The 22,789-nt window shown below is 71.8% G+C and carries 19 protein-coding genes and 1 pseudogene; 9 read left to right on the top strand and 11 right to left on the bottom strand.

The window, feature by feature from the left end; all coding sequences use genetic code 11:
- Positions 1-37 precede the first annotated feature (37 nt).
- Entirely contained in the window at positions 38-649 is a 612-nt protein-coding gene (locus OG247_RS06075; protein WP_327251243.1) for a TetR/AcrR family transcriptional regulator, read from the bottom strand.
- A gap of 79 nt (positions 650-728) precedes the next feature.
- On the opposite strand from OG247_RS06075, the gene OG247_RS06080 reads away from it, so the two are divergent.
- The 4 genes from OG247_RS06080 to OG247_RS06095 all read left to right on the top strand — a co-directional run bounded on the left by OG247_RS06080 (position 729) and on the right by OG247_RS06095 (position 4,353).
- Positions 729-1,883 carry an FAD-dependent monooxygenase gene (locus OG247_RS06080; protein WP_327251244.1) on the top strand — a complete coding sequence of 385 codons (1,155 nt, stop codon included), beginning with the start codon at positions 729-731 and terminating at the stop codon, positions 1,881-1,883.
- An 81-nt stretch (positions 1,884-1,964) separates the two neighbouring features.
- Positions 1,965-2,408 carry a nitroreductase family deazaflavin-dependent oxidoreductase gene (locus OG247_RS06085; RefSeq protein ID WP_327251245.1) on the top strand — a complete coding sequence of 148 codons (444 nt, stop codon included), beginning with the start codon at positions 1,965-1,967 and terminating at the stop codon, positions 2,406-2,408.
- Positions 2,409-2,500: 92 nt separating this feature from the next.
- Positions 2,501-3,292 (top strand): endonuclease/exonuclease/phosphatase family protein, encoded by a 792-nt coding sequence (locus OG247_RS06090; protein WP_327251246.1) that lies wholly within the window; start codon positions 2,501-2,503, stop codon positions 3,290-3,292.
- Positions 3,289-4,353 carry a LamG domain-containing protein gene (locus OG247_RS06095; protein WP_327251247.1) on the top strand — a complete coding sequence of 355 codons (1,065 nt, stop codon included), beginning with the start codon at positions 3,289-3,291 and terminating at the stop codon, positions 4,351-4,353. The genes OG247_RS06090 and OG247_RS06095 overlap by 4 nt, the downstream gene beginning before the upstream one ends.
- 28 nt (positions 4,354-4,381) lie before the next feature.
- Here OG247_RS06095 and OG247_RS06100 read toward each other — a convergent pair whose 3' ends face one another.
- From OG247_RS06100 to OG247_RS06110, 3 genes are read right to left on the bottom strand one after another with little or no spacing between them, the layout of a single operon-like run.
- Positions 4,382-5,956 (bottom strand): phytoene desaturase family protein, encoded by a 1,575-nt coding sequence (locus OG247_RS06100; RefSeq protein WP_327251248.1) that lies wholly within the window; start codon positions 5,954-5,956, stop codon positions 4,382-4,384.
- Entirely contained in the window at positions 5,953-8,079 is a 2,127-nt protein-coding gene (locus tag OG247_RS06105) for a serine/threonine-protein kinase (protein ID WP_327251249.1), read from the bottom strand. The genes OG247_RS06100 and OG247_RS06105 overlap by 4 nt, the downstream gene beginning before the upstream one ends.
- A 34-nt stretch (positions 8,080-8,113) precedes the next feature.
- Positions 8,114-9,022 (bottom strand): oxygenase MpaB family protein, encoded by a 909-nt coding sequence (locus tag OG247_RS06110; RefSeq protein ID WP_327251250.1) that lies wholly within the window; start codon positions 9,020-9,022, stop codon positions 8,114-8,116.
- A 245-nt stretch (positions 9,023-9,267) separates the two neighbouring features.
- Here OG247_RS06110 and OG247_RS06115 point away from each other — a divergent pair.
- The 3 genes and pseudogenes from OG247_RS06115 to OG247_RS06125 form a co-directional block, all read left to right on the top strand.
- Positions 9,268-9,999: pseudogene (locus tag OG247_RS06115) on the top strand (SDR family oxidoreductase); the annotation flags it as partial.
- Positions 10,000-10,060: 61 nt separating this feature from the next.
- Positions 10,061-10,426, top strand: coding sequence for a hypothetical protein (locus tag OG247_RS06120; protein ID WP_327251251.1), 366 nt, complete (start codon positions 10,061-10,063; stop codon positions 10,424-10,426).
- Positions 10,427-10,434: 8 nt separating this feature from the next.
- Entirely contained in the window at positions 10,435-10,587 is a 153-nt protein-coding gene (locus OG247_RS06125) for a hypothetical protein (protein ID WP_327251252.1), read from the top strand.
- A 25-nt stretch (positions 10,588-10,612) separates the two neighbouring features.
- On the opposite strand, the gene OG247_RS06130 is transcribed toward OG247_RS06125, so the two are convergent.
- The 4 genes from OG247_RS06130 to OG247_RS06145 all read right to left on the bottom strand — a co-directional run bounded on the left by OG247_RS06130 (position 10,613) and on the right by OG247_RS06145 (position 18,466).
- Positions 10,613-10,948: a VOC family protein gene (locus OG247_RS06130; protein ID WP_327251253.1), complete on the bottom strand. Its 336-nt coding sequence runs from the start codon at positions 10,946-10,948 to the stop codon at positions 10,613-10,615.
- 81 nt (positions 10,949-11,029) lie between these two features.
- Positions 11,030-13,462: a glycoside hydrolase family 3 C-terminal domain-containing protein gene (locus OG247_RS06135; RefSeq protein ID WP_327251254.1), complete on the bottom strand. Its 2,433-nt coding sequence runs from the start codon at positions 13,460-13,462 to the stop codon at positions 11,030-11,032.
- 276 nt (positions 13,463-13,738) lie between these two features.
- Positions 13,739-15,916 carry a discoidin domain-containing protein gene (locus tag OG247_RS06140; protein WP_327251255.1) on the bottom strand — a complete coding sequence of 726 codons (2,178 nt, stop codon included), beginning with the start codon at positions 15,914-15,916 and terminating at the stop codon, positions 13,739-13,741.
- 342 nt (positions 15,917-16,258) lie between these two features.
- Positions 16,259-18,466, bottom strand: coding sequence for a discoidin domain-containing protein (locus OG247_RS06145; protein ID WP_327251256.1), 2,208 nt, complete (start codon positions 18,464-18,466; stop codon positions 16,259-16,261).
- 310 nt (positions 18,467-18,776) lie between these two features.
- Here OG247_RS06145 and OG247_RS06150 point away from each other — a divergent pair, with 310 nt between their 5' ends.
- A complete protein-coding gene (locus OG247_RS06150) occupies positions 18,777-19,007 on the top strand; it encodes a hypothetical protein (RefSeq protein ID WP_327251257.1) in 231 nt (76 codons plus the stop codon).
- The gene (locus tag OG247_RS06155; RefSeq protein WP_327251258.1) at positions 18,994-19,347 is read left to right on the top strand and encodes a hypothetical protein; all 354 of its coding nucleotides are present in this window, start codon (positions 18,994-18,996) and stop codon (positions 19,345-19,347) included. Before OG247_RS06150 ends, OG247_RS06155 begins: the two co-directional genes overlap by 14 nt.
- A gap of 183 nt (positions 19,348-19,530) precedes the next feature.
- Here the strand turns inward: OG247_RS06155 and OG247_RS06160 are convergent, their stop codons facing one another.
- From OG247_RS06160 to OG247_RS06170, 3 genes are read right to left on the bottom strand one after another with little or no spacing between them, the layout of a single operon-like run.
- Positions 19,531-20,886 (bottom strand): GH1 family beta-glucosidase, encoded by a 1,356-nt coding sequence (locus OG247_RS06160; RefSeq protein ID WP_327251259.1) that lies wholly within the window; start codon positions 20,884-20,886, stop codon positions 19,531-19,533.
- A gap of 31 nt (positions 20,887-20,917) precedes the next feature.
- Positions 20,918-21,757 (bottom strand): carbohydrate ABC transporter permease, encoded by an 840-nt coding sequence (locus OG247_RS06165; protein WP_327257355.1) that lies wholly within the window; start codon positions 21,755-21,757, stop codon positions 20,918-20,920.
- Between the two features lie 31 nt (positions 21,758-21,788).
- Positions 21,789-22,784 carry a carbohydrate ABC transporter permease gene (locus OG247_RS06170; RefSeq protein WP_327251260.1) on the bottom strand — a complete coding sequence of 332 codons (996 nt, stop codon included), beginning with the start codon at positions 22,782-22,784 and terminating at the stop codon, positions 21,789-21,791.
- Between the last annotated feature and the right edge of the window lie 5 nt (positions 22,785-22,789).

The following is a 22,789-nucleotide window of genomic DNA, read 5'->3' on the forward strand; positions in this document are numbered from 1 at the left end:
AAGCCGCAGGGGCGGCCGCAGGGACTCGGGTCGGTGGCTAGGCGAGGGCCGCGTCGATCATCCTGCGGGTCACGGACGTCAGTTCGGCCAGCTGCGGGGCGGGGCGGGAGCGGGCGAGCGCGCCCGCGAGGCGGTCGTAGAGGAGTCCGTCGGCCCACGCGACCAGGAGTTCGGCGGACTCGACCGGCCGGGCGGCGCCGAGTGCCGCGAGGATCCCGGCGGCCCGGTCCCGCGAGCCCTGGCCGGCCCGGTGCAGTTCCGTCGCCAGCTCCGGGTTCCGCGCGGCCTCCAGGCTCAGCTCGAAGCGCGCCAGTTGACGGGTCCGCCCCGAGGTCAGCCATCGGTACAGCAGCGCGGCGAGCGCCGCGGCAACGGCGTCCCGGCCCATCGGGGAGGAGGAGGCGGACGAGGCGGAGGGCGCGGCGCCCTCGTCGAAGTCACCGAGGTCCAGCTCGGCCAGCCGCGCGTAGCAGGCGCCGATCAGCGCCTCCCTCGTACGGAAGTAGTACGAGGTGCTGCCCGCCGGAAGCCCGGCCGCGCCGTCGACCGCCCGGTGGGTCAGGCCCCGCAGCCCTGCGGTGGCCACGAGGTCGATCGCGCTGTCCGCGATCAGTGTTCTGCGGTCGCTTCCGCGCTCTGGGGAGTGCATACGGCCACTCTACAAGTGTAGAGTGGCGACCACGTCCTCTACAGATGTAGAGGACGCAGGGAACGGGGAGGGAACTGCCATGACTCGACATCGAGCGGTGGTGGCGGGCGCCGGGATCGGCGGACTCGCCGCAGCGGTCGCCCTGCACCGCCGCGGTTGGGACATCACCGTCTGCGAGCGCGCCACGGGGCCGTCCGCCGTCGGCGCGGGAATCGTGCTCGCCCCCAACGCCCTGCGCGCCTTCGACGCCATCGGTTTCGACGCCGCCCGCGCGGCCGGGCACGCCACCCCCGCCGCGATGGACCTGCGCCGCCCCGGCGGCCGCCTGCTGAGCCGCGCCGACGGCGCCGCGCTGGCCGCCAGGTACGGCCGGCCCCCGCTCGCCGTGCACCGCACGGACCTCGCCGCCGCCCTGGCCGACGCGCTCCCCGAGGGCGCCCTGCGGTACGGCACGGCCGTGACCGCCGTCGACGGCGTCGGCGCCGACGGACCGCCCGTCGTCCACACCTCGGCCGGCACCCTCACCGCCGACGTGGTCATCGCCGCCGACGGCATCCACAGCCCGGTCCGCCGCCAGCACTTCCCGGCCCACCCCGGCCTGCGCTACAGCGGGGAGACCGCCTGGCGGACCGTCCTTCCCGCCGACGGCCCGCCCGTGCGCGCCGCCGCCGAAACCTGGGGTCGAGGGGAGCGTTTCGGCGTCGTCCCGCTCGCCGACGGCCGCGTGTACCTCTACGCCACCGCGGTCGTGCCCGAGGGCTACCGGCCCGCCGACGTCCGCGCCGAACTCCTGCGCCGCTACGGCACCTGGCACGATCCGATCCCCGCCCTGCTGGAGCGGATCGACCCGGCGGCCGTGCTCCAGCACGACCTGTACGACCTCGCCGCCCCGCTCCCCCGCTTCCACCAGGGCCGGCTGGCGTGGCTCGGTGACGCGGCGCACGCCATGACCCCGAACCTCGGCCAGGGCGGGGGCCAGGCCGTCGAGGACGCAGCCGTCCTCGCGCACCTGCTGGACGGGGCCGACGTACCGGCCGCCCTGGCCGCCTACAGCGCGGCCCGCTGCGCCCGCACCGACGCCCTGCGCATCCGCTCCCGCCGCGCGGGCCGGGTCGCCGCCCTCACGCACCCCCTCGCGGCGGCCGCCCGCGACCTCGCCGTCCGCGCCACCCCGGCCCGCGCCTCGCGGCGCATGATGGACGACCTCTTCTGCGGATTCGCACTTCCGGATTGAGCCGGAAGGGCCGTGCCCTGTGGCGGTGGCGCTCGTTGTTGTGGTTCGTTGACCGTTCAACACGAAGGAAGGCGAACCCATATGACCGACATCGACTGGGACAACCCGATCGACCCCAAGCCGGGCTGGACCCTGGATCACGTCAAGCTGTACGTCGGGTCCGGCGGGACCGAGGGGCAGTACTGGAACAACACCCAGACCCTGCTGCTCACCACCATCGGCCGCAAGTCCGGGAAGCCCGTGCGGACCCCGCTCATCTACGGCGAGGACGGCGGCCGTTACCTCATCGTCGCCTCCAAGGGCGGCGACCCCGCGGACCCGCTCTGGTACCGGAACCTCAGCGAGCACCCCGAGGTCCGGGTGCAGGTCGGCCCGAAGGTGGTCCAGGGCATCGCGCGGACCGCGACCTCCGAGGAGCGTGCCGGGTTCTGGCCGCTGATGGTGAAGCACTGGCCCTCGTACGACGAGTATCAGACCAAGACCAGCCGGGAGATCCCGATCGTCGTGATCGACCCCGTGGCATAGCCGCCAACCCCGCACCAAGCACGATCGCGGATCTGGCAGGCTCTCGATCCGGCCCATGATCGTTTCCGGGCCGGATCCGGGCACCAGGCCGGGTGTCGTACCAAAGGGCGTGGAATGCGGATATCGAGAACCTGGCGCAGGACGGGTATTGCCCAGAGCGCAACACGAAGACGCCCGATGGCAAGAACCTGACCAAGGCCGTGGCGATCGCGGACCTCGTGCGCGCGCAGAAGCTGGACGCCATCCTGCTCCAGGAGGTGTGCGCGGGTACGAAGAACAGCGACAAGAAGGGTGCCAGCCAAGTCGATCAGATCGTCGAACTGCTCGGCAAGGACGAGTGGTCAGCCGTCTCGGCGCCCGTCATGCGCCCCCCGAAGAACCCGCCGCCCCCCGCCGAGCCGACCCCCGCCTCGTCGACGTGCCGGGGCGTCTTGTCCGGTGACGTAGGCGTGGCGATCCTCGTGAAGGGCGAGATCAACTGGTCGCGGGAGACCGCGCTGCCGCTGCCGCCCACCGCGGGCACCAGCAATATTCTGTGCGCGGGGGTAGCAGGCTGGGAGACCCACCTGTGCACCACCCACATCTACAACAGCTTCGACAGGCGCACGACCGCCGAGATCACCGCGGCCGACGATGCCTACGCGGCCGAGATCGCCGCCGTCGCAGACCAGGTGAAGGGGTTCCGCCCGGTGATTCTCGGGGGTGACTTCAACACCCTGCAGAAGGACAAGCTGCGGTCGCTGTTCAGCTCGCAGGCCGAGTGCGACCAGCGGGCGTACCACACCGGGGACACCGTGGCCGACCCAAGAGCTTCGGTGCCTGCGATTCGCTCGTCGAGCAGGCCGACGACGCCGACTACTCGGCGCAGACCGCCTGCACGGTGACCGACCCGAAGGGCTGCGTGCCCACCGGACACTCCGACCACGCGCCCCTCGTCGGCTCGGTCAAGGGCGGTCCGCGACTGGACTGGCGTCTGGGAACCGCGGCCGGGCACACCGGCACCGCCACGACCGGCGTCGGCTGGACGAACGACCACGGCGGTACGGCCGTCCTCAACGGAACCACGGGCCAGATCACGGCCTCCGGTCCCGCGGTTGACACCACCCGCGGTTTCACCGTCTCCGCCTGGGCCAAGGTCGACACCACTGCGGGGACCTCGGTGGTCCTGGCCCAGGACGGCGTCACCATCAGCGGGATGATGCTCTGGTGCAACCAGCCCGACAGCACCTGGCGGTTCGCCCTCCCGAAGGGCGACAGCGACACGTGGAGCGTGGACCAGGTCAAGACGCCCGCCGTCACCAACACGTGGACCCACTTGACCGGGACCTTCGACGCTGCGACGAACACGGTCGCCCTCTACGTCAACGGTGTCCCGGCCGGCACCGCGAGCCACACGGACATCTGGTCGGCCACCGGTCCCTTCGTCGTGGGCCGGGACGAGGTCAAGGGGCTCCAGAACGGCTTCTTCAAGGGCTCCCTCCAGGCCGTCAAGGCCTATGACTACGCGATGACCGCCGCGCAGGCCGCCTCGGCCGCCGGCTCGCTCACCCCGCCGACGGGGACCGTGACCCGGCCCACCACCACCGACGAGACGGGCCCCGGCTGCCACGCCAAAGCCAACACGCCAGGGGAGTTCGGCACCGTGGACACCTCCACCCCGGAGCTGACCGCGTACGTCGCCCACCCCGACCCGTCCCGCGAAGTGTGGGCCGAGTTCTCGATCTGGGACAGCGCCGACAAGACCCTGCCTCAGCCGATCGTGATGGGCGATGAGAACTCGCCGAGTGCCAAGGTGCTCGGGAGCGGCACCGTATCGGTGCGGGTCCCGGTAGCCCTGCAACGGGGGCGCCAGTACGGCTGGTGGGTACGTACCACCGACGGTCCGTCGAGCCGTTCGACGACGAGCGCGGTCTGTCACTTCATCGTCTCGCCGACCGCCCCGTAGGAGGGCCTCGCGCCCGGCGTCCGCCCTCTCAGTGCCCCAGTACCGCCATCGCCGCGTTGTGGCCGGGGACCCCGCTGACGCCGCCGCCGCGGACCGCCCCCGCGCCGCACAGCAGTACGTTGCGGTGGGCGGTCTCCACGCCCCAACGGCCGCCGCCCTCCTCGGAGTAGGGCCAGGACAGATCCCGGTGGAAGATGTGCCCGCCGGGCAGGCGCAGTTCGCGCTCCAGGTCGAGCGGGGTCTTGGCCTCGATGCACGGGCGGCCGTCGGCGTCGAAGGCCAGGCAGTCGGTGAGCGGTTCGGCCAGGTGGGCGTCGAGCTGGGCGAGGGTGGCGGCGAGCAGTACCTCCCGCGCCCCCTGGTTGTCGTGTCCGAACAGCCGTGCCGGGGCGTGCAGTCCGAAGAGGGTCAGGGTCTGGTAGCCCTGCTCCGCCAGCTCGGGCCCCAGGATCGTCGGATCCGTCAGCGAGTGGCAGTAGATCTCCGAGGGCGGTACGGAGGGCAGTTCGCCGGCGGCGGCCTCCGCGTGGGCCCGGGCGAGCTGTTCGTACCCCTCCGCGATGTGGAAGGTGCCGCCGAAGGCCTCGCGCGGGTCCACGGAGGTGTCCCGCAGCCGGGGCAGGCGGCGCAGCAGCATGTTGACCTTGAGCTGGGCCCCCTCGGGGGCCGGCTGCGGCGGTTCCTCGCCCAGGAGTTCGGCCAGTGCCCGCGGGGAGGCGTTGACGAGCACCACCCGGCCGGCGACCCGCCCCTCGCCCGTCGCCGTACGGAAGGTCACCTCGGCCGGGGCGGTCGTGCCGTCGGTGTCGATGCGCAGCGCCTCGTGCCCGGTGGCGATCTCCGCCCCGGCCGACAGCGCGGAGGCCGCCAGCGCGTCCGTGAGCGCGCCCATGCCGCCGACGGGTACGTCCCAGTCGCCGGTGCCTCCGCCGATGACGTGGTAGAGGAAGCAGCGGTTCTGGGCCAGGCCCGGGTCGTGGGCGTCGGCGAAGGTGCCGATCAGCGCGTCGGTGAGGACGACCCCGCGCACCAGGTCGTCGGCGAACTCCCGCTCGACGGCCCGCCCGATCGGCTCCTCGAACAGCATCCGCCAGGCCGCCTCGTCATCCAGCCGCGTCCGCAGCTCCGCGCGCGTGGGCAGCGGCTCCGTCAGCGTCGGGAAGAGGCGTTCGGCGGCCCGCCCGGTGGTCCCGTAGAAGGCGCGCCAGTTCTCGTACTCCCGCTCCGAGCCGGTCAACCGCGCGAAGGACTCCCGGGTGCGCGCCTCGCCGCCGCCGACCAGTAGTCCGCCGGGGCGTCCGGCGCGCTCGACGGGGGTGTACGAGGAGACCGTGCGCCTGCGCACCTCGAAGTCCAGCCCCAGCTCGCGCACGATCTTGGCGGGGAGCAGCGACACCAGGTAGGAGTAGCGGGACAGCCGGGCGTCGACGCCCGGGAACGGCCGGGTGGACACGGCGGCCCCGCCGGTGCGGCCGAGCCGCTCCAGGACGAGGACCGAGCGGCCGGCCCGGGCCAGGTAGGCGGCGGCGACGAGGCCGTTGTGGCCCCCGCCCACGATCACCGCGTCGTACACGTCGTGCCCAAAGCCGCGCGAGGTCGTCATGGCTCTTGGTAACACACCTGCCCCAGCCGCTCCAGACAGTGCGCTTCGTCGGCGTGGGCGGCGACCGTGTCCGGATGGCCGTCGCCCAGCGACCGCTCGCGGATGCCGGAGAGTTCCCGGTAGACCGGCAGCGCCTGGTCCCAGCGGCCCAGCCGGCCCAGCCCCACGGCGAGTTCGCGGCGGCTGACCAGGGTGTCGGCGTGTTCGGCGCCGAGCGTGCGGGCCCGTGCCTCGCCCACCTCCCGGGCTTCGGCCACCGCTTCCTCCCAGCGTTCCAGGCGCCCGAGGTTCACCCCGAGGACGTGCCGGGCGCGCAGGGTCTCCGGGTCGGCGGCCCCGTAGGCGCGGGTGCGGTCGCGGACCAGGTCCCGGAACAGCTCCAGGGCCTCGGCCGAGCGCCCGGTCCGGCCGAGCGCGATCCCGGCCTCGTAGCGGGCGGCCAGGGTGTCGGGGTGGTCGCGGCCGAGCACCCGCTCCCGTACGGCCGCGATGTGGCGGAAGGCCTCCAGGGCCTCCTCCCAGCGTTCCAGGCGGCCCAGCGCGTACGCCACCTCGTACCGGGTCAGCAGTGTGTCCGCGTGCTCCGCCCCCAGGACGGCCGCCCGGTCGGCGGCCGCCTCGGCGGCGGCGGCGTGGGCCTCGGCGAAGCGGCCGAGGGCGCCCAGCGCGCAGGCCAGGTTGTGCCGGCAGCGCAGGGTGTCGGGGTGGATCCGGCCCACGGTGCGCTCCCGGGCGGTGAGCACCGCGCGGTAGCCCTCGTACGCCTCCTGGTGGCGGCCGAGCAGGCCCGTCTCGTACGCCGCCTCCTGCCGCGCGGCGAGGGTGTCCGGGTGGTCGGCTCCGAGCACCCGGGTGCGTCCTTCGGCGACGGCCGCGTACCCGGCGAGGGCCTCCTCGGTACGGCCGGCCCTGCTGAGGGCGAAGGCCCGCGCATGGCCGGCGTCGAGCGCGGCCACGCCACCCCGAGGATCCTCGGCGGAGCCGGGGCCGTGCGGGAACCCGTAGACGGCGGTGAGCCGGGGGTCCTCGGCCGGACGCGGGCGTACGACGGTCGGCGTGGCCCGGGCGGCGGTGCCGGTGGGGGCGATGGCGGCTCCGGCGGTCGTCCGCTGCTCCCCGTCCGGGCGTGCGGCGGTCCAGGAGCCGGTGAGGACGGCCCACTCCCCGCTCGCGGGGCGGGCCTCGATGCCGGCCTTGCGTCCGGCGGTCATCCCGTCGGCCCACTCGGGCAGCGGCGGGTGCGCTCCGGTCGCCGCGCCGGGGCCCAGCCTGGCCTCGACGAGCTGCCGGTGCAGGTGGCGGGCGTCGCCCGGCCGGTCCTCGGGGCATTTGGCGAGCAGGTCGAGCACCAGCCGCTCGAAGGAGAGCGGCAGTTCGGGGCGGTGCTCGCGCGGCGGCACGGGCGCGGTGTCGCGGTGGCCGACCAGCACGGACCAGGAGTCGCCGAGGTCGAAGGGCGGGGCTCCGGTGGCGATCTCGTACAGGACGCAGCCGAGGGAGTAGAGGTCGCTGCGATGGTCCACCTCGCCGCCCGCGATCTGCTCGGGCGACATGTAGTGCGGGGTGCCCATGGCCATGCCGCCGCCGGTCAGCTTCGCGGTGAAGCCGATGTCGGCGGCGAGCCGGGCGATGCCGAAGTCGCAGATCTTCACCGTGCCGTCGGTGAGCCGCATGATGTTGGCGGGCTTCAGGTCGCGGTGGACGACGCCCTGCTCGTGGGTGTAGCCGAGGGCGGCGGCCATCTGCTCGGCGATGTCGACGACCACGTCCACGGGGAGCGGGCGCGCGTCGTTGTCCTCCAGGAGCTGGCTGAGGTTGCGGCCTTCGAGGAGCTCCATGACGAGGTAGAGGGGCCCGCCGGCGGCGCTGTCGTCGCCGAAGTCGTGGACGACGGTGACGCCGCGGTGCTGGAGGGAGGCGGCGACGCGGGCCTCGCGGCGGAAGCGCTCGCGCAGCACCTGGGTGAAGTGGGTGTCCTGCTCGGGCCCCATGGGCTTGAGGCATTTGACGGCGACCTGCCGGCCCAGCGACTCGTCGCGGGCCCGCCACACCTCGCCCATGCCGCCGCGGCCGATCAGATCGAGCGACCTGTACCGGCCGTGGATCAGTCTGGACTCCGCCATGTCTTGAAGTCGCCCCCGTGTGTCGCCCTGCGTCCTACGCCCTCCCCGGCCGGTCCAGTATGGCCGCTGATGTACGCAGTGTGTACGGCGCGGGGCGGCTCCCGGGGCCCATGCGGCGCATCGCTTTCAAGATGTGACCTGGAGGCAGCTGCCAGCGCAGACCTGCGGGAATGCTGCGCAGCAGGCTACCGGTGAGACGCAGGCGGCGCGTGACGCTGCGCGGGGCCGGTGCGGGGCGGCCGTACAGCTGGTGCGCCCAGCCGGGGAGGGATCCGTAGGCGAGGGCCGCGAGTGGGCGCCACACCAGGTTTCGGCCAGGGACGAGGAGAGGGTGGATGGGCGGGGCGCACAGGAAGGCGTCGACGGCGCGGGCGTCGGGTCCGGCGGTGAGCTCGGGGCGGATCCGCTCGAAGTAGGCGGACAGGGCAGCGGTGTCCCCCGGTACCCCGGACGGGTCGAGGCCGACAAGACGGGCGTTGACGCGGTTCTCGGCCACGTAACGGTCCGCCTGCGCGGGGGTGAGCGGGACCCCGGAGCGGCGCAGGACGTGCAGGAAACTGTCGATCTGGGCGCAGTGGATCCAGAGCAGCAGCTCGGGCTCGTCCACGCGGAACCGTGCGCCGGTGGCCGGATCCGTGGCCGACAGCATGGTGTGGATCTTGCGGACGCGGGCGCCGGCCCGCTCCGCGGCGTCGGTGGTGCCGTAGGTGACGGTGCCGACGAAGTCGGCGGTGCGCAGCAGGCGTCCCCAGGCGTCGCCCCCGCCGTGCTCCCCGCTGAAGGCCGAGCTGTTCTCCATGACCCCGCGGACCGCGCGCGGGTGCAGGGCCTGGAGGTAGAGCGCGCGGACCCCGGCGATCCACATGACCGGGTCGCCGTGGCACTGCCAGGTCACGGAGCCGGGGCCGTAGAGCCCCGGATCGGGGCCCGCGTTCTCGTCCATGCCCCGCTCCTCCCCCGTCGCCCGCCCCGGTACACCGTGCGGGGCGCGCGGGTCCGGCATTCCACCGAACTACCGCGCGCACGCCCGCGCGCGCCACTAGGATTTCCCGCCGGCGGACCGCACCCGCCTCCCCCTCGGGACGCGGAGGCACGGTCATGCGGACGGGACGCACAGGACGTACGCGAAGCACAGGACGTCCGGGATCTACGGGATGTACGAGATGCACGGGATGCACGGGATGCACGGGACGGCTTGAAGGACAGACCGCCGTCGTCACGGGCGGCTCGTCCGGCATCGGTCTGGCGACGGCCCGGCGCTTCGTGGAGGAGGGCGCCCGGGTCTTCGTCACCGGGCGGCGGCCGGAGGAACTCGCCGCGGCGGTCCGTGACCTGGGCCCGGCCGCGGTGGCCGTCCGTGGTGACGCGTCCCGCGTCGCGGACCTGGACCGGCTCTACGCGGCGGTCGCGGCCGCGGGCTGCGAGGCGATCGACGTGCTGGTCGTGAACGCGGGCGGCGGGCCGGCCGGCGGATTCGCCGAGTTCACCGAGGAGCAGTTCGACGCCACCTCGGACCTCAACTTCCGGGGCGCCTTCTTCACCGTCCAACGAGCCCTGCCGCTGCTGCGCGACGGCGCCTCGGTCATCCTGCTGGGCTCGGCCGCCGGCTCCTCCGCGTCCACGCGGTACGGGGTGTACGCCGCCACGAAGGCGGCCGTACGGTCCCTCGCGCGCACCCTGGCACTGGAACTCGCGGGGCGCTCCATCCGGGTCAACACCCTCAGCCCGGGCCCGATCGACACCCCGGCCCTGGCCGGCGCCCCGGCGCACGTGCGCGAGCGGGCGACCGCCGGGGTCCCGCTCGGCCGGGCCGGGCACCCCGAGGAGGTGGCCGCGGCGGCCCTGTTCCTGGCCTCGGGGGAGAGCAGCTTCATCACCGGGATCGAACTCTTCGTGGACGGCGGAGCCGGCCAGGTCTGACCCTTGACCAGCGGGTTCGTGTGGCTGAAAGTGACCGTACTGATCGACTGGGACGGGAAACATGACACCCGACGACCACGCCGTACGCTGCGAGGAACTCTTCGCGGTGGGTGGCTTCGCCAAGGTCCGGAGCGTGGCCGAATCCGGCCTGTCCGAGCTGGGATCCGACCCGGCGCTCTACCGGTGGCTCGGACTCGCGCACGCCGCGGAGGACGAGGACGACCACGACGCGGAGGCGGAGGCCGCCTACACGGCGGGGCTCGCGCGGTGGCCCGACGACCTCGGACTGCTCGTCTCGTACCTGGAGCTCTGCCTGCGGGCCGACAACTGGACGCATCCGCGCCGTGGCGGCAAGGCGGGTCCGCTCAGGGAGCGGATCGCCGAGCCGGCGCCGCCCGGGTCGCCCGAGGCAAGGCACTGGTACTGAGCGGGGCGTTGTCCTACAGCGTGTGGGGCTGGCTCTGGTACGTCCCCCTCCTCCTGGCCGACGCGAAGCTCAGGCAGGCCCGGCGGCCGGCCCGGCAGCGCGTGATCGCCGCGATGGAAGCACGACACGCCGAGACCAGCACCTCTTCCGCCACGGCCTAGCGCTCTGACCTCGCGGCCGGAAGGGTCAGCCGGAGACGCAGAACTCGTTGCCCGCGGGGTCCTGCAGCGTGGTCCACGCAAGGCCCGGCGCGGTGTGCTCGCCGACGACCCTCGCCCCCAGCTTCACCAGCCGGTCCACATCGGCCTCGCGGTCCGGAGAGGAGAAGTCGACATGGACACGGTTCTTGCCCGGCTTCTCCTCGGGCACACGCTGGAACCCCAGGACGAGAGGACGGGCCGCGAGGATGACGAACTCACCGAAGTCCTGGGCAACTTCCGCTCCCAGAACCACCGCCCACCAGTCGGCGAGCTCCCGGGGTTCCGCACAGTCAATCGTGATCATCTTCGCCGTCAGCTCCATGGACTTCACCGTAGAGCAGCAAGGATGACCGGCGCCTTCATCCACTGCCCGGCAACCCGGTGAACCTGCGCGGTCAGAGCACTAGACCGCCCTGAGGGTCAGCGCCCCTTCCCACGCCAGGTCGCCGGCCGAGCGGCCCACCATGATCTGGTACGTCCCGGGCTCCGTGCGCCAGGCCTTCTCGGTATCGGACCAGTGCCGCAGCGCGTGCGCCGGAACCCGCACTGCGGCGATCACCGAGGCGCCCGGTTCCGCGTGGACCGCGGCGTAGCCGGCGAACCAGCGGGCGGGCCGCTCGACGGTGGATTGCGGGCGGGCGAGGTATACCTGCACGACCTCACGGCCGGGCCGGCTGCCCGTGTTGCGTACCTGTACCCGGACCGTGAACGGGGAGCCCGCCACCGCTTCGTCCGGGGCGTGAATCGCCTCGTACTCCCAGCCGGTGTAGCCGAGGCCGTGGCCGAACCAGTAGGCGGGCTCCTTTCCGGTGCGGAGCCAGGCCCGGTGTCCGATGTGGATGCCGTCGTCGTAGGCGAGCCGGCCGTCGACGGGTCGGGCGTGGGTGACGGGTGCGTCGGCCAAGGAGGCCGCCCAGGTGGTGGGGAGGCGGCCGCCGGGCTCGGCGTCCCCGAACAGGACGTCGGCGAGCCCGGATCCCGCCTCTTGTCCGGGGAACCAGGTGAGCAGGACCGCACCCACCTCGTCGCGCCAGGGCAGTTCTACCGGGCCGCCGCTGTTGACCACCGCGATCGTGCGCGGGTTGACGGCTGCCACGGCGCGGACCAGCGCGTCCTGGTGGCCGCCCAGGCAGAGGTCGCCGCGATCGTGGCCCTCGGTCTCGGTGTGCTCGGTGGTGCCGACGACCACGATCACGGCGTCCGCGTCGCGGGCCGCCCGGACCGCTTCCGCGAGCGCGGCCGCCGCGTCGGGCTCCGGGGGCGCCGCCGCGACGATCGTGGCGCGCCCGGCTCCGGGGACCAGTTCGCGCCGGGCCGTCAGAAGAACGGGTTCCGTCGAGTCCACGGTCGCCCGCACCGCGTGGCGCGGCGGGTTCACGTGGACGATGGCCGGGTCGTCGGTGGTGCACGGGAACTCCCCGTCCAGCACGGTCCGGCCGCCGAGGGCGAGGCTCATGCGGCCGAAGCCCGCGACGGCGAAGGTCCATTCCCCCGTCGCCGGCGGCCTCAGGAGCGCGCTGATCTCCACCGTCCGCGCGGCGGGAACCACGGGCGGCTCCAACTGCGTTCCGGACAACCGGTGTTCCGCGTGGAGCTCGCGTCCCGCCTCGTCCAGGAGGCGGACCAGTACACCGGGCTTCCCCGATCGCGGGTCGCTGCACCAGCCGGTACCGAGGGGCGCGGGGGGAACGCCCAGCCCCGGACCGGGCACGTGCACGACCTGGGCCAGACCGTCCAGCCGGGCGCGAATCCCGTCGAGGGGAGTGACCACCCGCGCGGGGAAGACTCCCGCGCTGCCTCCGCCCTGCACCCGCGGGGAGCCGGCGTGCACGCCGATGACGGCGACCTTCCGCACGGAGGCCGGGGCGAGCGGAAGCACCCCGCGATTGGTCAACAGCACGGATCCCGCGGCCACGGTTCGGCGCAGCAGTGTCCGGGTCTCATCCGACCCGAACGCGGGGGCACTCGGGCGCCGGTTCGATTCCAGGGCCCCCACCCGCAGGGCCAGCCTCAGCAGGCGCCGCACCTTCTCGTCGACGGCCGCCTCGGGGACGTGGCCGTCCTCCACGGCCTGGACGAGCAGCACCTCCCACGGGCCCTGTGGTCCCGGCATGGCCAGGTCCAGTGCGGCGAGCGCCGGTTCCCTGGTCGAACGCAGGGCGCCCCAGTCGGAAACCACCACCCCGTCGAAGCCCCAGTCGCCCTTCAGCGGTTCGGCGAGCAGCGGATTGGCCGTCATGGTCGCGCCGTTCACGCCGTTGTACCCGGCCATCACCAGCCACACGCCCGCCTCGACAGCTGCCTCGAACGGCGCCAGATACACCTCGCGCAGCACCCGCTCGGAAGCCCGCACGTCCACGTGCATCCGCCCCGTCTCCGAGTCGTTGGCCACGTAGTGCTTGGCCGTGGCCGCCACCCCGGCCGCCTGGATGCCCCGGATCAGCGCCGCGCCCGTGCGGCCCGTCAGTACGGGATCCTCCGAGAAGCACTCGAAGTGCCGGCCTCCCAGCGGAGTGCGGTGCAGATTGAGCGTCGGCGCGAGGACGACGTCGACCCCTTTGCGGACCGCTTCGGAGGCGAGCAGACCCCCCAGTTCCTCGGTCAGGCCCTCGTCCCACAGTGCGCCGATCGCGGACGCCGAGGGCAGCAGGGCAGAGGTGAGCCGCTCGTCCCAGGCTTCGCCCCGCACCCCGGCGGGGCCGTCGGAGGTCACCATCTCGCGCAAGCCGATGGCCGGCTCGCCGGCCGTCCGCCATGTCGTGGCCCCGGACAGCAGCCGCACCTTCTGCACGAGGTCGAGCTTCTCCACCAGTCGATCGAGCATGTCCTCGCTCATCCCCACCCCATTCACGTGATCCGCTCCTCACCTATGGGAGAGCGCTCTCCAAGCCTGTGTGTGTCCCGCACGCACCGTCAAGTCCCCTTTGAGTCCACACTTTTGACATGACGGAAGACCCGGCTCGCCCCGTCGTGAAGACGGGGCGAGCCGGGCCCGTACGGAGGGCCGGCCGGGTCAGGGCAGCCGGTACTCCGCGTTCAGTACCGCGCCGCGGCCCGCGTGGTTCCGGTCAGGAGCAGCGCGGAGATCCGTAGGGGACGCACCGTCACCGGGTCAGCTGTAGACGCCGAACTCGTGGAGGGAGTAGCCCCAGCCGGTGCCGCGTGCGGTCAGGTTCAGCCGCACGAGGCGGGCGTTCGCCGACACGCTGATCGTGTCGATGTCGCCGTTGCCGGTCGTGGTGGTGTGGACGGTGCGCCAGTTGGCGCCGTCGTCGGAGACGTGCACCTCGTAGGACTTGGCGTACGCCGGGTCCCAGACCAGCTGCAGGGTGCGGATCGCGGTGGAGGCTCCGAGGTCCACCCGGATCCACTGCGGGTCGCTCCAGTCGCTGGCCCAGCGGGTGCCGGCCTTGCCGTCCGTCGCGTTGGCCGGCGCGCAGGGGCAGTCCCCGTACTGGGCCTGGAAGGAGGAGGCGGTGGTCGGCTTGTTCAGCGCCACGTTGGTGCCGCTCACCGGCGGGGCGACGACCTTCACCGACTTGGTCTCGATGCCCGCGTTGCCGCGGCCGTCCTCGGCCTGGATGTAGACCTTCCAGACACCGAGCTTCTCGGGAGCGGTGACCGCGAAGGTCCCGTTGCCCGTCGCGCGCCACTGCGCCTCGACCAAGCGCTTGTCGCCGTTCGCGTAGTTGCCGCTGAGGAAGATCTTGTACGTCAGGGGGTCGTTCTGCGCGTCACTGACGTTGGCTCGGACGGTGAACTCCCCGCCGGCCGGCGCCTGCGCGGCCTGGTCGACGACCATGTTGCTGATGACCGGCGGCGTGTTGTCACCCGCGGTCGACCCGGTGTAGGCCTTCTTCACCGCGTAGTACGACAGCCGCTTGAGCCCGTCGGGCAGCAGGTTGAACCAGATGCCCCCGAAGTCGTGCTCGATGCCGTAGTGGAACATCGTGGCGCCCAGGGCCACGCCCTGGTGACCGGTGATGCAGTTCCAGGCGGTGGTGTAGCCCTCGGCGGTCTGGACGTCGGTCTTCTGATCGGGGATGCCGTTCGCGTCGTTCGGCACCTCCCACTCGCCGGCCGGGCCCGTCTCGGTGATGATGTAGGGCTTGTTGTAGCCGCCGTCCACCCAGTCCTGCCTGACCCCGCAGATGTCGCCGTAGGAGTTCATCGAGTACAGGTCGAGGTCCGGGGCGTTGCGCTTGTAGTACGGCCACGCGCCCGTCCAGGCGTCGGTCGAGGTGACCGGGTGGTCCGGGTCGATGGTGTGGATCTTCTTGGCCACGTCGTTGACGAACGTGGTGTAGGCGTTGCGCTGCGCCTCCAGCTCGGTGCCGCTGTAGCAGTTCTGCAGGCCGAGCACGGATTCGTTGCCGACGTTCCACATGAGCGTGGCCGGGTGCGACTTGTAGGTGTCCACCCACTTCGCGAACTCGGTCAGCATGTTGCTCTTGTACGCCGCGTCGGTCACGTAGTTGACGCAGCCGCCCGAGCCGGGACCGCCGCCGGGCTGCAGCCAGAACCCGTTGATGACGCGGACGCCGTTCGCCGCGGCCGTGTCGAGCAGGGGCTTGCTCGACGCGTCGGTGCCCCAGGTGCGGATGGTGTTGACGCCCATCGACTTCACGTCGGGCATGTACTTCGGGGCGTCGGCGAAGGACGGGCCCCAGGTGAGGCCCTTGACGGTGTACGGCTGCCCTCCGACGGTCAGTTGCCAGTTGCCCTGGGAGCCGGCCACGCGCACCGCGCCCTGGGCCGGGGGTTCCGCCGAGGTGGTGCCGTAGACCTGGAACTCCCAGAGGGAGTAGCCGTAGCCGCCGGAGCGGACCAGGCCGTTCATCCGTACGTAGCGGCCGCTGCCGGAGACGGCGATCTCGTCGGTGCCGCCGTCACTGCCGGTGACGGATTTGGCGGTGCGCCAGTTCGTTCCGTCGTCCGAGACCTGGATGTCGTAGTTCTTGCCGAAGGCGCCCTCCCAGGTGAGGACGACACGGCTGAGGCTGCGGCCGGCGCCGAGGTCGACCTGGATCCATTCGGCGTCGCGCCAATGGCTGGCCCAGCGGGTGCCGGTGAGGTTCCCGTCGAAGGCGGCGGCCGCGGAGTAGCCCTCGCCCTCCTGGGAGGAGGCGGTGGCCGGCTTGCCCTGGGAGAGCAGGGTTTCCGCGGCGCCCGCGGTGGGGGCGGAGACCAGCGTGAGGGAAGAGGCGAACAGGGCTCCGAGTGCGACGAGGGCGGACGCGGCGCGCGTGCGGCGGGGTGGGGTGCCTGTGGAGGGGGGACGGGTCGACATTGCGGCTCCTGGTGTCAATGGCGGTGGGAACTGACCAGCTCTCCCGTGGGGGGGCGCCTCGCCCGCGCGACAGCGCTCTCTGTGTCGACGGGCACGGCCCTGCCAGGTGCTCGGGCCTCGCTCCGGCCGGGAATGCCGGGCTGGTCGATGTGTGCTCAAGGGCCCCTGGGCCGGGGCGCGGAGGTCGGTTCACCCGGCCCAGGGGAGTTGAGCCCGGCTCCGTGGGTCGGCGGAGCCGGTGGAGCGGTGGTGCCCCGGGCCGCGGCGGCAGGGCGGAAACCGGGCCCGGGGAGTTGGGGCCGGCTCCGTGGGTCGGCGCAACCGGCGGGGAGGGACGGCGGCTCAGGGGAAGGAGACCACCGTCGAGGGGACCGTCGAGGTGCCCGCGGGAACGGTGGATGCCCCGGTGTCGTTGATGACGTGCTCGTAGTGGCCGTTGCCGCCGAGCGACACCGTCAGGAGGCTGTGGAACGTGACGCCCGGCTTCACGGGGGCCTTGAACCCGTGGTCCTGGCGGATGTTCGGATCCACGTTGTAGTTGCAGTAGCTGCCGAGGCCCCAGGCTTCGTGCGTGGTCACCGAGTCGTCGACCCGGTAGGCGGCGTAGCCCTTGGTGGCGCCGTTCTGGACGGCGGCCTGGTTCGGGGCGTCGTACGCCTTCTCGTTCTGGTAGAAGATCGTCTTTCCTCGCTCGCCGAACCACTCCACGTCGTACTTGTTGAAGTGCTCGACGAACAGGCCCGTGGCCAGGACATCGTCACCCGTGACCCGCACCCCGTAGTCGGCGCGGTTGGTCTCCCAGCCCACGCCCTCGCCGTGGTCGGCGCGCCACACCCAGGTGTGGTCGACGATGGTGTCGTCGCTGTTGACGACCATGCTGGTGGTCGCCTTGCCCGCGCCCGCCCCGCCGACGCGGATGTAGACGTCCTGGACGGTCGTCGGGTTCGCGGCGTGGTCGGCGGAGGCACCGGCCGGACCGACTTCCAGGAGGGTCGGGGAGTTGACCGGTCCGGCATCGATGAGGAAGCCGGCGAGCCGGACCCCGTCCACGTCGGCCACCTTCATGGCGGTCACCCCGTTGTCCGGGATGACGGTGGCCAGGCCCAGGCCCAGCACGATCGTGCCGGGCCGGTTGACGTTGATGGTCTGGTCGACGTGGTAGATGCCGGGCGTGAACAGCAGGTGCAGGCCCTGGGCGAGCGCGCTGTTGATGGTGGCGGCCGTCGCTCCGGGCTTGACCACGTAGAACTTGCTCAGCGGGACCGACTCGCCCTGGGGCGCGCCGCTCGCCCAGGTGGTACCGCGCGCGTTGGTGCGCTTGGCCGGCGCGAAGACCTTGTACTCGTTCCCGTCCAGGTAGAGGAAGGGCTTCTCCCGTGAGACGGGGGTGGTGTCGAGGGTGGTGTAGCGGGGCTCCGGGAAGGAGTTGGCGGGAGCGCCCTCGACGCCGGAGAAGGTCATGTTCCACACGCCGTTGGTCCAGCCGCCGATGGTGCTGTCGCGGGTGTACCACTGCTGCTGCGAGTACGGGCCGACCGTGCCGTCGACCTTGCTGTCGGCGATGTAGCCGCCACTGGCCCAGCCGTACCCGGCGGGGGCGAGGTTGAGGTCGCCCTTGACGTGCATCCGGCGGAAGGAGGCCGCCTGGGACACCGCCCAGCGGTTGGTGCCGCTGACCGGCTTGACGGCGAAGTTCTCGGCGGCGCGCCAGAAGTTCTGGGTGGCGTTGCCGCCGAACCAGCCGGCGTCCACGGTCACGTCGCCGTTGAAGGTGGTGTCGTCCGGGTTCAGGCCGAGGCCGGCGATCTGGGTGTAGAAGCCGATCTGGGCGTTGATGTTGTCGTACGTGCCCGGCTTGAACAGGAAGGCGTGCCGGCCGCTGCCGAACTGCGCCGACTCCTGCTCGCGGAAGACCTGGTCCAGCTTGTCCTGGATACCGGGGGTCGCGGGGTCGATGACGTGCACGTTGGGGCCCAGGTCGCCGCCGCCCGGCAGGGTCGGGCCGCCGCCGTCGCCCCCGGTGGTACCGAACACCTTGAACTCCCACAGCGAGTAGCCGTAGCCGGTGGCCCGGGTGACGCCCTGCATGCGGACGTAGCGGGCGGTCCCGGTGATGCTCACGGTTTCGGTGCCGCCGGAGCCGGTGGCCGTGGAATGGGCCGTGGACCAGTCGGTGCCGTTGGTCGACAGTTCGATCCGGTAGGCCTTCGCGTAGGCGGCCTCCCACTGCAGGACGACCTTGCTCAGCGCGGTCGCGGCGCCGAGGTCGACCTGCAGCCACTGGGCGTCGGAGGCCGCGCTGGACCACCGGGAGCCGTTGTCGCCGTCGACGGCGTCGGCTGCCGGGGTGCCGTAGTGCTCCTGGCTGGAGGCCGTGACCGACTTGCCCTGGGAGAGCAGTGGCGGCTCGGCCGAGGCGGCGGGGGCCGCCGGCGCCAGCGCGAGCAGGCTGCCGAAGAGGGCGGTCGTGACCGCCCCGGCGATCCCCCTCCGGGTGGAAACTGGACGTCGTCTGCGTGGCGACGCATCGACGGGTATGCCAGTGGGCATCGGTGCTCCTTTAACGAACCTGAAACGGGAGAGCGCTCTCCAGACCTTGCCCGTAACGCGATCGACCGGTCAAGGAGCTTGACGACTTTTCTTTCGTCTTTCATTAAGTAGCGAGGGGTGCGGGTACGAGAGGACGGACCCCAGTCCGGAGGATGGGGCGCATGAGGCGGGGGCCTGGGGCGCGGTGCTACGCGATCCGGCCCGGCTCCCGGTGCCGCGCGGCGCGCGGGGCCTGCCCGTACGGCGCGTACGGCGCGTACGGCGGGACGCTCGGCGTGCTGAACCGACCGGGTCCGCGCACGCTTGATGCATGGCCGACCAGGCACAGGTCACCGTCCACCCCGTCGCCCCCACGGGCGGCCGACGGGTGACCGCCCACGTGCACGGCAGCGATGCGCCACTCGGCGTGGCCCATGGCATGTCCGATGTGGCCGAGTTCCTGCGGCGGGCGGGCTGGCTCGACGAGGAGGACTGGCCGCCGATCACGTGGCGTGGCGGCGGGCCGGCGGTCTGGGGAGGCGAGCCGGATGCCGGAGCGTGACGCATGGCGGCAGTGGGGCGTACCACTGGAGCCGCCGCAGAGCCTTCTCCACCCTCCGACGGGCCGGCCCGTCGACGACAACCACCGGACGATGATCCTCGACTGGGCGGTCAACCAGTACATCGCCAACGGGTGGCGCGTGGAGTCGCGCTCCCCCACCCAGGCCGTGCTGGTCCGCGGGGAACAGGTGAACCACGTGCTGCACGCCGTCCTGACCGTGTTCACCTGTCTGCTGTGGGGCATCGTGTGGCTGGCGGTCGCCGCGATGAGCAAGGTCGAGCGGGTCGCGCTCACCGTGGACCAGGGCGGGCACGTACAGGCCGTACAGGGGCCGGGCTGAACCCGGACGCACGGCAGCCCTCCCGTGGGGAGCCGGGAGGGTGCCGGGCCCGGGATGGTCCGGAGCCACACCATAGGCAGCGGAACACGCAGGCCGGTAGGCATATGACAGGGTAAGTTCCGGATGCTCCGTCCCCCGGCGCCGGGCCGGGCAAGATCCGAAAGAGACGGCCCGGCCGCCGGATTACGCGTGGAGCCGGCCGTGGCTGCGGACGATGTCCGCGTAGCGGCGGCCGCTGGACTTGACGGTGCGCTTCTGGGTCTCGTAGTCGACGTGGACGAGGCCGAAGCGCTTGTCGTAGCCGTAGGCCCACTCGAAGTTGTCCAGCAGGGACCAGGCGTAGTAGCCGGCCAGCGGAGCGCCCTGGCGGACGGCGCGGGCACAGGCTGCCAGGTGCTGCTCGAGGTAGGCGGTGCGCTCGGGGTCGTCGACCGCGCCGTCGGGGCCGACGGTGTCGGGGAACGCGGAGCCGTTCTCGGTGACGTAGAGCTTCCGCACCCCGTAGTCGTTGGTGAGGCGCAGCAGCAGGGATTCGATGCCGTTGGCGTCGATCTGCCAGTCCAGGCCGGTGCGCGGTACGTCCGGGAGGCGGACCTCGCGGGCGAAGGGGACCGGACCGGTGGCGTCGTTGGCGACGGTGGCGGGGAAGTAGTAGTTGAGGCCGTGCCAGTCGAGGGGCGCGGCGATGGTCTCCAGGTCGCCGGGGCGCTCGGGCAGCTCCACGCCGTACAGCGCCCGCATGTCGGCGGGGAAGCCGCGTCCGTAGACCGGGTCGAGCCACCAGCGGTTGGTGTGTCCGTCCATGCGGACGGCGGCGGCGAGGTCCTCGTGGTCGTCCGTGGCGGGTACCACCGTGGAGTGGTTGGTGACGAGGCCGATCTGCGCGCCGGGTGCTGCGGCACGGATGGCCTGGGTGGCCAGGCCGTGGCCCAGCAGGAGGTGGTAGGAGGCGCGGACGGCGGCGGTCAGGTCGGTCAGACCGGGGGCCATCCGGCCTTCCAGGTGGCCGATCCAGCCCGAGCAGAGCGGTTCGTTGAGGGTGGCCCACTGGGTGACGCGGTCGCCGAGCCGCTGCGCGACGGCGGAGGTGTAAGTGGCCAGGTGTTCGGCGGTCTCGCGGACGGTCCAGCCGCCGCGGTCCTGCAGGGCCTGGGGAAGGTCCCAGTGGTAGAGGGTCACCGAGGGGGTGATGCCGGCTTCCAGGAGCCCGTCGATCACCTTGTCGTAGAAGTCGAGGCCTCTGGCGTTGACCGGTCCGGAGCCGTCGGGGACGATGCGCGGCCAGGCGATCGACATGCGGTAGGCGTTGGTGCCCAACTGCTTCATGAGGGAGATGTCCTCGGGCCACCGGTGGTAGTGGTCGCAGGCCTCGTCACCGGTGTCGCCGTTGTCGACCTTGCCGGGCGTATGGGAGAACGTGTCCCAGATGGACGGCCCGCGGCCGTCCTCCTTGACCGCTCCCTCTATCTGGTACGCGGAAGTGGCCGTGCCCCAGGCGAAGTCCTGAGGGAAGGCGCCGAGGTCAATGGAATCCGACACAGCAAGCCTTTCGAAGATCAATGGGAGGGGGCTACTTGACGGCGCCGGCGGTCAGCCCGGTGACGAGGTAGCGCTGGAGGAGGAGGAAGCCGCCGACGACGGGCAGGCTCACGACGAGCGAGGCGGCCATGACCTGGTTCCAGTACACGTCGTTCTGGGTCGAGTAGCCCTGCAGGCCCACCGCGAGGGTGCGGGTCGCGTCGTTGGTCATGACCGAGGCGAACAGCACTTCGCCCCAGGCGGTCATGAAGGCGTAGACGGCGACGGCGACGATGCCGGGGATCGCGGCGGGCACGATGACGCGGAACAGCGCGCCGAGCGGACCGCAGCCGTCGACCTTGGCGGCTTCGTCGAGGTCCCTGGGGACCGAGTCGAAGTATCCGATCAGCATCCAGATCGAGAAGGGCAGCGAGAACGTCAGGTAGGTGAGGATCAGCCCGGCGCGCGAGCCGAACAGCGCGATCCCGGTGGCGTTGCCGATGTTGACGTAGATGAGGAACAGCGGCAGCAGGAAGAGGATGCCGGGGAACATCTGCGTCGACAGCACCGTGACGGTGAAGACCCGCTTGCCGCGGAAGGAGTAGCGGCTGACGGCGTAGGCCGCGAAGATCGCGATGACGACGGAGAAGACGGTCGCCGCCCCGGCCACGATCAGCGAGTTCATGAAGTAGTCGCCGAGGGGGACGGTCTTCCAGATGTCGAAGTACGGCTGGACGGTCAGGCCCGAGGGGATCCACTGGAACTTCCCCGACACGTCCTGCAGCGGCTTCAGGGAGCTGGAGATCATGACGTACACCGGCAGCAGGACGAACCCGGTGAGGAGCGTCAGGAACACCAGCCGGCTCACGAGGAACGACTTGGGGGGCGCCATGGGCGACCGGGACTGCACCGCCTGAGTGTGCTTAGGCATCGGTGGCGCTCCTTCCTCGGGAGGTGAACAGGAGGTAGAGGCCGGTCACCACGAGCAGGAACAGCAGCAGCAGGACGGACATCGCCGAACCGGTGCCGAAGTTCCAGGTCTGGAACGAGGACTGGTAGATGTGGATGGAGATGAGGTCGGCCGAGGCCGGCGCCGATTTGCCGAACAGGACGAACGGCGTGTTGAAGTCGTTGAACGTCCACAGGAACAGCACCAGGATCAGGACCTGGTTGACCGGGCGCAGCGAGGGGAGCGTGATGCGGCGGATCTGCTGCCAGACTCCCGCTCCGTCCAGGGCCGCGGCCTCGTAGATCTCGCGGGGGATGTTCTGCAGGCCGGCCATCATGATGAGGAAGGCGAAGGGCCAGCCTTTCCAGACCGAGACGACCAGCAGGGTGACGAAGGCGTTGTCGCCGATGAGCCAGAACGGCGGGCTGTCGGTGAGACCGAGCTGGTCGTGGATGACGTGGTTCACCAGGCCGTTGTCGCGCTGGAACATGAAGGCCCAGGTGATGACGGCGGCGTAGACGGGCAGCGCGTACGGCACCAGGAAGATGGTGCGCAGGATGCCCCGGCCCTTGAACGTCTCCTGCATGAAGATCGCGGCCGCCGTGCCGATCAGCCAGCACAGTCCCACGGAGAAGAAGGTGAACAGGCACGTGGTGAGGAAGGAGCTCAGCAGTGCCTCGCCGACCGGTGCGTCGAAGTCGACGGTCAGGGAGTAGTTGTCCAGGCCGGCCCAGGGCGCGTTGCCCCAGTCGCGGAGGTAGAACTGGGTGAGTTCCTTGAAGCTGACCACGATGCCGATGACCATCGGGATCAGGTGGACCAGGAGCTCGAGGACGAGTGCGGGGAGCAGCAGCAGGTACGGCAGGGAGATGCGGCGGAGCCGCCCGGAGCGGCGGGTGCGCGGCGCCGCTCCGGGGTGGTTCTTCCGTACCGTCCGCTTGCCCGTGCGCGGGGGGGCGGTGGTGGTCATGAGGT

It is taken from the genome of Streptomyces sp. NBC_01244 (genome assembly GCF_035987325.1).
GTDB lineage: Bacteria > Actinomycetota > Actinomycetes > Streptomycetales > Streptomycetaceae > Streptomyces.